The following is a 10,525-nucleotide window of genomic DNA, read 5'->3' as shown; positions in this document are numbered from 1 at the left end:
CGCCTGTACCGTGCCGAAACAGGCCATTTCGGCGATTGCGAGCCGGTAGGGGGAGGCATCAGCGAAATGCGCGTTTTTAGCGGGCCTGGCTATAGAGCCTATTTTGTGCGTAACAGTCGGACCCACTACACGATGCTTTGGGGAAGCGATAAAACTGATCAACAGAGAGCCATCAGGCGAGCCACGGCAATCCTAAAGGCACTGCAGAGGTAAGCGAAATGAGCGAATCCAAATTCAATCCTGAGGACATGCCTATCCTCGACATAAACACATCTGGCCTCGACGTATTTGAACTATCGCGCCACCTTGACAGCCCGCAAGCAATCAGTGCTTTTCTCGCCGAAGTCATAAAGGCCGGCGACCCACAGCTTCTTATGCGAGCACTGGCTGACGTCGCAAAAGCCCAAGGTATAAACAAAGTCGCCCAAGCGGCCGGCGTTAATCGAGAGAGCCTTTACAAAACGCTGAAAGGCGGCGAAAAAACCCGCTTTGAAACCGTTACCAAACTGCTTAAAGCGCTGGGCGTGGAACTTACCGTGCAGCCCATAGCGGTAGATATGCCAGCGCCAGCACCAACTCCGGTCAACAGCGAAGGGCCAAGGTAGGGGCAGACCTTTTGGCGTACTTTTGCCTGGGCCGGCATTCCGGGCGCCTGCCAAAAGGTACCTCGCGCGTAAGGCGCGAAACAAAACCTTCAGCGAACGCGGTAAAACAGAACACCAAAACAGCCGGTGCGCACAGCACACCCTAGGGTTCGGCGTGACGTTGGGCTTGCTCGATAATCCTCAATAGGTTGCCGCCCCAAATATTGCCGATATCCCTCTGGCTATACCCCGCCGCGACCAGCCGTTCGGTAATGCGTGGCAATTGACTGACATCCGCCAAGCCCTCGACTCCACCCCCACCATCCCAATCCGCGCCAATGCCTACATGCTCCGGCCCCACCACTGCCAGCACATGCAACAGATGATTTATAAAATCCTCAAAGCTCGCCCGCTGCTGCGGATACGCGGCTTCCGCCTGGCGAATGCGCGCGGCTAAATCCGCCACCTGTGCCGGGCTCAGCGCCGCCGCGTTGCGAAACTCGCGGTACAACGGCGCCAAGGCTTTATCACGCATCGGGTTGGGCCGCCGGCTGATCAAGTCGCTGCCAAAGCTGTTGATCGACACCAGCCCACCCTTGGCCGCCAAACGCCGCAAGCGTGCGTCGTCCAGGTTGCGCGGGCTGGCCGCCACCACCCGGCTGCCGGAATGCGAGGCAATGATCGGCGCGGTCGACTGTTCCAGCACTTGGTCAAATACCGCGTCCGAGGCATGGGACACATCCAGCACAATGCCCAACCGATTCGCCTCGGCCACCAGCGCCCTGCCCTTGTCGCTCAAGCCATGCCATTCGGGTAGCGCGGTGGCGGAGTCGGCGAAGTCGTTGTTGGCAGCGTGCACCAGGCCGAGCATGCGCAGGCCTAGCCGGTGGTAGGTGAGCAAACGACCAGGGTCGGCGGCCAGCGGTTCGGCGTTTTCCATGCTGATAAACACCACACGTTTGCCCGCTGCTGCGATGCGCTGGGCATCGTCTGCGCTCAAGGCCAGTTCGAAATCGCGCGGGTGGCTGGCGACCATATCGCGGATGCGCGTCAGCACGGCCAAGCCATGTTCGCTGGCCAGGGTGCGGCCTTCGTCGGTGCGCGGGCCTTGTGGGGTAAAGATGGCCCAGAAGCCACCGTCCAGGCCGCCTTCGCGCATACGCGGCAGGTCGACCTGGGACAGGTCATCGGCGTAGCGGTGGCGTTGGCTGATGTCCCACCCCGGACGGGCCAGTTGCATAGGGGTGTCGAGGTGGCTGTCGAGCACCAACAGGCGCTGGTGCAAGGCGTCGCTGTTGCTGGCCTGCGCATTGGCGGCTAGCGCCACGGTAAGCGCCAGTGCGCGGCGAAGGCGTGTCATGGTTTAACCCCAGCGAAAACTACGGTCCCAGAGGGAGGAAACATCCAAGGCATTGGGCAGCACGCCGACTTCATAAAACAGGTCAGCCACTTCTTGCTGCGAGCGCACGGCCGCATCGTCCACCGGCTGTAAAACCCGCGGCCCGCTTTGCGCTTTGAACTGGGCGATAAATACCTCCTTGGGAATGCCAAGGATCTTCTCGCTTTTCGCCGCCCAGGCTTCAGGGTTGTGTTGAATCCATTGCCAGGTTTGGTATTCGCGCAGGATGTAATCGGTGATCGCTGCGTGCTTTTTCGGCTCGGCAATCGCGCCGGCGTTGGCGGCAATCACGTAGTTGCCGGAGAGGTAACCTTGGCCAGTTTTCAGCACTCGCGCGCCGCTGCGCAGTTCGGCCAGTTGAATGAAGTAGCCGTAGGTCACCCAGGCGTCCAAGTTGCCGTTTTGGAAGGCGGCAAAACCGTCCTGCGGGGTGAGTGCCATGGGGGTGATATCGGCAAAGGTCAGGCCCTGTTCCTTTAGCGCTTTAAGCAGCAAAAAGTGCGAGGTGGTGGAACGGATATAACCGATGCGTTTGCCGCGCAGCTGGTTAAGGTCTTCAATCGCCGAGCCCTTGGGCACGATGATCGCCTGGTTGTTGACGTCGCCGGTGAGCACGGCAATCAGCTTTACCGGTGCGTCGTTTTTAATGCCAAAGATCGGCGGAATTTCGCTCATCGGCGCGATATCCAGGGTGCCGCTGACCAGCGCTTCAAAGGCCAGATTGCCGCCGGTAAATTCGGCGTATTTCACCGGGTACGGCGGCGGTTGAATGCCCGCTTCGGCAAAGAAGGTTGGCGCCGCGCCCTTGTAGGTGGCGACATGCAGGCTGGCGCCCTGCCACGCATTAGCGCTGTGGGCCAGTGACCACGGCAGCGCCGCGCCGAGGCCGACAATGGCCGAGCGCTGGATAAATTCACGACGGTTCATAGCAGGCCTCTAGTCCAGGAAATCGGGTTCTTCACGCACCAGGCGATCCCAGTGCGATTGCAGGGCAAACCAGCTGCCAAATTCGGTGCCGACCTGGCCGGCCGTATGCCGCGCGACCTCAGGCGGAATGGGCTTGGGCGTACCAGCCGCTTCGGCCAGTAGTTGGCTATGGGCGGCATTGTCCAGGGCGATAAACCGCCACACCGCCGCTTCCACGGTTTCACCAACGGTGAGCAGGCCATGGTTTTGCAGAATCAGCGCGACATTGTGGGCGCCCAGGGTGTCGGCAATGCGCGCGCCTTCGCTGGCTTCCAGCACCACGCCGCTGAAGTTGTCGAACAGCGCGTGTTTTTCGTAGAAGGCGCAGGCGTCTTGCGTCAGCGGGTCGAGCAAGCGCCCCAGGCTGGACCAAGCTTTGCCATACAGCGAGTGGGCATGCGCGGCGGCGACCACATCGGGCCGGGCTTTATGCAGCGCGGCGTGGATGGCAAAGGCAGCGAGATTCAGTGAGCCCTCGCCTTCAACGATTTCGCCATCGGGGTTGACCAGCAGCAGGTCGCTAACACGGATATGGCCGAAGTACACACCCACCGGGTTGACCCAAAAATGCTCGGGAAACTCCGGGTCGCGCACGGTGATATGGCCGGCGCCGCCCATGTCGAAACCGTGGCGGGCAAACAGGCGAAACGACGCGGCCAAGCGCTGGCGACGCAGCAGGCGTTCAGCTTCATACGTCGCTTGCTGCGGCGGGTGTTGCCAGCGGTACACGGTGTAGCCTTCGCGTTGCAGGGAGTAGGCCGTGGGCCGAGGTAAGGCGCTCATGGGGTTGATCCTTTCAGTCGCCGGTAACGGCGTTTTCTAGGGGCTGGCCGCTGTGCAAATGGGCGACATTGCGCGCCAGCAGTGCGGCGATATTCAGGTACACCTGCGGCGAGTTGGCCGAGGTATGCGGCGACAAACGCACCCGTGGGTGGCGGTACAACCAATGGCCTGCGGGCAGCGGTTCAGGGTCGGCGACATCCAGGCTGGCCAGGGCGATGCGGCCGCTGTCGAGAGCTTGCTGCAAGGCGTGCTGATCAATCAGCGAACCACGGGCGATATTGATCAGGTGCAGGCCTGGCTTGGCCGCCGCAAGCACCTGAGCGTTGACGATATGGCGGGTGTTCGCGGTCGCCGGCGCCGCCAACACCAGGTGATCGGCGCGGGCAAATAGCTCGCGCAGATCGCTGGCGCGCTCCACCCCAGGCACATCAAATGGCTGCTCGGAACGGCGCACGGCAATCACCTGCATGCCCAAGGCCTGTGCCTTGATGGCCGTGCTGCGGGCGATGGCACCGAAACCAAACAGCGCCAAGGTGCTGCCGGCCACTGACGCCAATGGGCGTTGCTGCCAGCGTTCGGCGTCGTCGATCCATAGCTCGGGCAAATGCTTGGCTGCGGCAAAAATACTGGCCAACACAAATTCGGCAATGGTCTCGGCGGTGGTGCCCCGTGAGCTGGCTACAGGCACGGTTCCAGCCAGCAGCCAGGGCGGGAAAAAGTCGGTGCCGGAGCTGATTAACTGCACCAGCTGCAGGCCATAGGGCCAGCCAATTGGCGGTTGTGGCGAAACGCGAAAATCCGCGTGCGGCGCAGCGAGCAACACCTGCACGTCAGCCGGTAAATCGCTGGGTACGCCTCGGGGCAGGTTGATGATGTCGATACCCGGCAAGGCGTCGCGCAGCACGGCGTTAAAGCTCGACTCCAATTGACTGGCGATGCGCTGCACCATCAGACCAACGCTCCCGGCGCCTGAGCAAACGCAGCGCGGCCCACGGCGCTGAGAATGGCATCGTCTTGCGGGGTGTGAATGCGGCTGCACAGCACATCGCGGTAATGCCGTTCCAACGGGTTACTGCGCGCCAACGCTGGATTGCCAATGGCTTCGATGGCCAGCCCCACTGCCTTGATCGCCTGGTTGGTGACCAGGTGTTTGACTTGCGTGGCTTCGCTGGCGGCGACGCGCCCTTCGGCAGCGGCATCCAACAACACGCGGTTGGAAAACAGCAGTGCATCGATGCGCCCGACCAACTCTTGAAAGCGCGGCAAGCTGGCCAACGGCGCGCCGAGGTTGGCGGGGGTGCGTTCGCGCAGCCAAGCCACCAACCAATCACGGGCAGCGCGGGCCACGCCGTCGTAAATGCTGGAGAGCAACACGGCCAGCCACAACACCCCCGAGGGATCGAGTTCGGAGGTGCGTGGCACATCAACCGGCAGCACATCCACAGCGTGGTCAAAAGGCACCAGCACATCGTCGAAAATTACATCGTGGCTGCCGGTGGCGCGCATACCCAGGTGGTCCCAGGTTTCTTCGATACGAATGCCCGGCGTATCGCGGTGCACCAGCCAAGTACCGACGCGCGGCACGCTGTCATCACTGCGCGCCCACACCGCCAGCCAAGTCAGCCCGGGAATACCGGTGGAGTAGATTTTCCGCCCATTTAACCGCCAGCCATCCGGCACACGGGTGGCCAGGGTGCCCGGCAAACCACCGCGCGCCGGCGTGCCAAGGTCCGGCTCGACGCGTAGCGCGTTAATCAACGCGCCCTGCTCCACGGCTTCACGGGCCACGCGCAGGCGCAGGTATTCCGGCCAGGCGAGGTTCTTTTGCAGGCGCGTGTGTTGCAAATACTGCATCACCAGCACCAAAGCCGTGGAAGGCTCACCCTTGGCCACAGCGCTGATGACGCGCCGCGCCTGAGCCAGGGTTGCGCCACTGCCGCCCAGCTCGCGCGGCACCGTCAAGGCGAGCAAATCGTGCTGCTGCAAGCGTTCGAGATTGGCGTGGGGGAATTCGCTATGGCGGTCGTAGTGCGCAGCGCTGGCAGCGAACTCGGCGCTGAGGGTTTCCAACAGCTCGGCAAAGGCTGGGCTGTCGAGATCCAGGCGGGCTTGCAAGGCTGCGGCAGGCTGGGCGCTAGAGGTCATCGGTGGGTTCCGGTCAGGTAAAAAGAATGGCTCGGCTCAGGCTGAGACGGCGCCTCAACGCCAAGCAACGTGAGCAAATGACGGCGGGTTTCCTGCAGGTTGCGGGTGGCGATTTCCCGTGGGCGGGGTTGGGCGATGGCCAGGTCTTCGACGATACGGCCCTGGTCCAATACCAATACGCGGTCAGCCAGTAGCACGGCTTCGTCGACGTCGTGGGTCACCAGTAACACCGCCGGCTCGTGCTTGCGCCATAGCTCCAGCACTAACTGCTGCATACGCAAACGGGTCAGCGCATCGAGGGCAGCAAAGGGCTCGTCGAGCAGCAGCAATTTCGGCTCACGCACCAAGGCGCGGGCCAAGGCCACACGCTGCGCCTCGCCACCGGACAAGGTGCCTGGCCAGGCGTGCAAACGGTGCTGCAAACCCACCTCGGCCATTGCCGCCAACGCCCGCTCGCGCGGCTCGGCACCGCGCAAACCGAGGCTGACATTGCGCCAGGCCCGTTTCCACGGCATCAACCTGGGCTCCTGAAACACCGCGGCGCGGGCCTCGGGCACCTGCAACTGACCGCTGTCGATTTGGTCGAGCCCCGCAAGCGCGCGCAGCAGCGTGGTCTTGCCGGAACCGCTGCGCCCGAGCAAAGCGACAAACTGGCCGGCACCGATCTCCAAATCCAAACCATCGAGAATGCGCTGCTCACCAAACTGGCGAACCGCCTGGCGCACGGACACCGCCGCCGCTAAAGAAGCACGTGCCATGCTCAACTCCCAATAAACGCCGGCCGCCAGGCCAGAGTGAAACGTTCCAGGCCACGCACCAGGGCGTCGATACCCAGGCCGAGCACGCTGTACACCAGCAGGCAAATCACGATGACGTCGGTGCGCATAAAGTCGCGGGCATCGTTCACCAGGTAGCCGATACCGGCCGTGGCATTGATTTGCTCAACCACCACCAAACCCAGCCAACTGATGCCAAAGGCATAACGCAAACCGACAAAAAACGACGGCAAGGCACCCGGCAAAATCACATGCCACACGCGCTCACGGCGGGAGAGACCAAACAAGGTGGCGGCCTCGATCAGCTTGGGGTCCAAGCCACGAATACCGGCAAACAAGGTGAGGTAAATAGGAAAGGTCGTACCGAGGGCGATCAGGGCGATCTTGGGTGTTTCACCCACGCCGAACCACAAAATAAACAACGGCACGATGGCCAGAAAAGGCAGGGTACGCAGCATTTGCATGGGCGAGTCGATTGCCAACTCGCCACCGCGCGACAACCCCGCCACCAACGCCAACACCGTGCCCAGGCTGACGCCAATCGCCAAGCCAGACAGCGCGCGAATCAGCGACACCCACAAATGCCCCGCCAACTCGCCGCTGGCCAGCAACTGCCACAGCGTGCCGCCTATAGCACTGGGCGCGGCGATAATTCGCGCCGGCAACACCCCGTTCTGCGACGCCAACTCCCACAGCAGCAACAACACCAACGGGCTCACCAACCGTGCCGCCACATTGCGCCAAACCGGCAGACGCGCGAGAAAACGCAGCGACATGACCACTCCTTATCATCAGCAAACCGGGCTAAACAACACCCTAGGCGAGCCATGCTAACTACATAAGAAAGCGTCGTGAAATTCGTTTTGATTCTAAGCTAATATAGAATAGGTGCATTTATATAAACACACTATATGCAATATTAGCATTTTAAAGGCTGACGACTATTAGCTGCCGTAGCTACACGGCAAGCCATCAAAATCAAAGATATTGCAGGTGAAGCCGGTAGCAGCGTACCAACCCCTGCCCTCTCCCCCCAGCCGCTCTCCCCTCCACAAGCAGGCGGGGGGAGCAGATCGGCGTTCGCCCTGCCAACTCGGTCCAGCTTTTGATCTTGATCTGGCCGTCGATCTAGCTGTTGATCTACTCGCCCCGTTAACCGCAAGGCCGAGCGGAGTCGTTGTGCAGGGGGTTGAGCGGCAGGAGCCGCGAAAGGCGTGGGGCCATGGATGGCCCTGCACGCCGACCCCTGGAGCAACGACGGAGCGAGGGAAGTCGGAGCGCAGCGTAGACCCAAGGTAGGGGCAAGCCTTTTTGGTTTCTTTTTTGGCGACTGAAAAAAGAAACTCGCGCGTAAGGCGCGAAACCAAACGTTCAGCACTCGCGGTTACGAAGAAAAACCAAAAGCTGGTGCGCCCAGCACACCCCACGCCGCACCTTCAGCGGTGGCTCAAGGGCCCGCCCCCTTACGTCGCCACCCGCTGCGCCACCATCTCACCAAACTCACTCACCGGCGCCTGCAAATTGCCCAAAAACCGTGGATGCACCAACCACAAATCAATCACCGGCTTGAAATCACTCACCGGCACAATCTCCAACCGTTCCCGGTGGCTGCTGTTCTCCAACAACGGCGCCGGCACCAGCCCGTAACCCAGCCCATTGGCAATCAAGCCCAGTTGCAGCTCGGTGCCAAAGGTCTCCAGATTGACCTTCAGCGATAATCCCTCGGCACTCAACGCCCGCTGCAAACCGGCGCGAAAGCCGCAACCATCGGGGTTCAGCACCCAGCCGCGCTGGTAACAGTCGGCCAGCTTGTACGAGCGTTTGCGTACTTCGCCCTTGGCCGCCACCACCACCAAATTCATCCGCGCCAACGAGCGCCCGAGCATGCCGTCGGGAAACACTTTGCCGGCCGGAAACAGCGCGGCCACGGCGTCCAATTCACCGTTCTCGATCTTGCCCAGCAAGTGGCTGCCCCAGCCCGTAGAGACCTGCGCCTGCAAATCGGGGTACAGGGTTTTCAGGCGGCTCAGGGCGTCGAGCAATACCACATCGCCAATGGTTTGCGGCACGCCCAAACGCAAGGTGCCGGTGGGCGCGGCATCGCTCAATACCAGCTCACGCAGCGCGCCCATTTCCCGCTGCACGTTCAAGCATTGCTCGTACACGCGCATGCCCAGTGAGGTCGGCTTAAGCGGCTTGGTGTTGCGGTCGAGCAGATTGGCGCCGAGGTCGTCCTCAAAGTTCTGCACCCGCCGGGTGATGGCCGGCTGGGTGAGCTGCAAGGTTTCTGCGGCTTGGCTGATGGACTGCGAACGGATGACTGCTACGAATGCATCGATATCGTCTATCTTCATTCTTTTTTCACATAATAAAGTAGTGGAAAAATACCAGATAAGAATAATACCTTTCGCTTCCAGGGTGTATAGCAACATCACAAACGGAATCAAATTAGCGGAGGGAACCATGGCACACACAAACAACGTCGCTCGTTTGCGCGGCTTTATCGGCGCCCTTGCCGAGCTGCTGGATCAGCAGCTGGAGGAGCCGGCACTGCTGGATCGTGGCGCGCAATTGCTGGGCGAGTTGGTCAAGCATGACGACTGGCTAAGCGATGAGTTCGCCCACCCCAGCCCCGAGCGCTATCAGCAGTACGTGCTGCATGTCGACTCGGCGCAGCGCTTTAGCGTGGTCAGTTTTGTCTGGGGGCCGGGCCAGGAAACCCCGGTGCATGATCACCGCGTGTGGGGCTTGATCGGCATGCTGCGCGGCGCCGAAGACGCGCAAGGGTTTCGCCGCGACCAGAGCGGCGCCCTGCACCTTGAAGGCCCGGCGCAGCGCTTGCTGCCGGGTCAGGTGGAAGCCGTGTCACCACGTATTGGCGATATCCACCAGGTGCGTAATGCCTTTAGCGACCGCACCTCGGTGAGCATCCATGTCTATGGCGGCAATATCGGCGCAGTACAGCGCGCGGTGTACCTCGCCGATGGCAGCGAGAAGCCTTTTATCTCCGGTTATTCCAACGCCCACTTGCCCAATATTTGGGACCTGTCGAAAGAGAACCCCACACCATGAGTGAATTCCCGCGTCGCCGTTATGCCGACCTGCGCACTGCCCTGCTCGCCCGCCAGGAATTGGCGCTGCTGGATGTGCGCGAAGAGGCGCCGTTCGCTGAAGCCCATCCGCTGTTTGCGGCCAATGTGCCGTTGTCGAAATTAGAGTTGGAAATCTACGCCCGCGTACCGCACCGCCATACACCGATCACCGTCTATGACGATGGCGAAGGATTGGCCGAGCGTGCCGCCGTGCGCTTGGCGGCCCTGGGTTATAGCGATGTAGCCTTGCTGGAAGGCGGTTTAAGCGGCTGGCGTGATGCCGGTGGCGAGCTGTTCCGCGATGTGAATGTGCCGAGCAAAGCCTTTGGCGAGTTGGTCGAAAGCCAGCGCCATACACCGTCGTTGGCGGCTGAAGAAGTGCAGGCATTGCTCGCTGCCAAGGCCAATGTGGTGGTGCTCGATGCGCGGCGTTTTGATGAGTACCAGACCATGAACATTCCCGGCTCCATCAGCGTGCCGGGGGCCGAGTTGGTGTTGCGCGTACGTGAGTTGGCGCCGGACCCGAGCACACAAGTGATCGTCAATTGCGCCGGGCGTACGCGCAGCATTATCGGCACGCAATCATTGCTTAACGCCGGCATCAGCAACCCGGTAGCAGCGCTGCGCAACGGCACCATCGGCTGGACCCTGGCCGGGCAAACCCTGGAGCACGGGCAGAATCGCCGTTTTGAATTGGCTACGCCGCTGCATCTGCAACAGGCCCGTGATGCGGCGCAGCAGGTGGCCAGTAAAGCCGGCGTCGGCCAGGTGAGCCTGGAG

Annotated in this window: 12 protein-coding genes; 4 read left to right on the top strand and 8 right to left on the bottom strand. The window is 61.5% G+C overall.

The annotated features are described in order from the left end of the window. Positions 1–213 (top strand): type II toxin-antitoxin system RelE/ParE family toxin (locus tag AAAB16_RS01460; protein WP_340661734.1); only part of this gene is annotated, 213 nt, incomplete at its 5' end. 5 nt (positions 214–218) lie between these two features. Then, on the top strand, positions 219–605 hold the full coding sequence (locus tag AAAB16_RS01455) for an addiction module antidote protein (RefSeq protein ID WP_340661733.1): 387 nt from the start codon (positions 219–221) through the stop codon (positions 603–605). 142 nt (positions 606–747) lie between these two features. On the opposite strand, the gene AAAB16_RS01450 is transcribed toward AAAB16_RS01455, so the two are convergent. The 8 genes from AAAB16_RS01450 to AAAB16_RS01415 all read right to left on the bottom strand — a co-directional run bounded on the left by AAAB16_RS01450 (position 748) and on the right by AAAB16_RS01415 (position 9,007). Then, entirely contained in the window at positions 748–1,944 is a 1,197-nt protein-coding gene (locus AAAB16_RS01450; RefSeq protein ID WP_340661732.1) for a dipeptidase, read from the bottom strand. Positions 1,945–1,947: 3 nt separating this feature from the next. After that, the gene (locus AAAB16_RS01445; RefSeq protein ID WP_340661731.1) at positions 1,948–2,910 is read right to left on the bottom strand and encodes an ABC transporter substrate-binding protein; all 963 of its coding nucleotides are present in this window, start codon (positions 2,908–2,910) and stop codon (positions 1,948–1,950) included. A gap of 9 nt (positions 2,911–2,919) precedes the next feature. Continuing rightward, a complete protein-coding gene (locus AAAB16_RS01440) occupies positions 2,920–3,732 on the bottom strand; it encodes a class II aldolase/adducin family protein (protein WP_340661730.1) in 813 nt (270 codons plus the stop codon). Positions 3,733–3,745: 13 nt separating this feature from the next. Beyond that, positions 3,746–4,681: a D-isomer specific 2-hydroxyacid dehydrogenase family protein gene (locus tag AAAB16_RS01435; RefSeq protein ID WP_340661729.1), complete on the bottom strand. Its 936-nt coding sequence runs from the start codon at positions 4,679–4,681 to the stop codon at positions 3,746–3,748. After that, positions 4,681–5,877, bottom strand: a complete 1,197-nt coding sequence (locus AAAB16_RS01430; RefSeq protein ID WP_340661728.1) for an acyl-CoA dehydrogenase family protein — start codon at positions 5,875–5,877, stop codon at positions 4,681–4,683. The genes AAAB16_RS01435 and AAAB16_RS01430 overlap by 1 nt, the downstream gene beginning before the upstream one ends. Further along, entirely contained in the window at positions 5,874–6,635 is a 762-nt protein-coding gene (locus tag AAAB16_RS01425; protein WP_340661727.1) for an ABC transporter ATP-binding protein, read from the bottom strand. The genes AAAB16_RS01430 and AAAB16_RS01425 overlap by 4 nt, the downstream gene beginning before the upstream one ends. 2 nt (positions 6,636–6,637) lie before the next feature. After that, positions 6,638–7,429 (bottom strand): ABC transporter permease subunit, encoded by a 792-nt coding sequence (locus AAAB16_RS01420; protein ID WP_340661726.1) that lies wholly within the window; start codon positions 7,427–7,429, stop codon positions 6,638–6,640. A gap of 687 nt (positions 7,430–8,116) precedes the next feature. Then, positions 8,117–9,007, bottom strand: coding sequence for a LysR family transcriptional regulator (locus AAAB16_RS01415; protein WP_340661725.1), 891 nt, complete (start codon positions 9,005–9,007; stop codon positions 8,117–8,119). A 109-nt stretch (positions 9,008–9,116) separates the two neighbouring features. Between AAAB16_RS01415 and AAAB16_RS01410 the strand changes: the two genes are divergently transcribed. Further along, entirely contained in the window at positions 9,117–9,725 is a 609-nt protein-coding gene (locus AAAB16_RS01410; RefSeq protein WP_340661724.1) for a cysteine dioxygenase, read from the top strand. Further along, positions 9,722–10,525: rhodanese-like domain-containing protein (locus tag AAAB16_RS01405; RefSeq protein ID WP_340661723.1), on the top strand; the 804-nt coding region annotated here is incomplete at its 3' end. The genes AAAB16_RS01410 and AAAB16_RS01405, both read left to right, overlap by 4 nt.

Origin of the sequence: Pseudomonas sp. (assembly GCF_037994325.1) — a bacterium.
Lineage (GTDB): Bacteria > Pseudomonadota > Gammaproteobacteria > Pseudomonadales > Pseudomonadaceae > Aquipseudomonas.
This window is presented reverse-complemented; position numbering and strand designations above follow the sequence as displayed.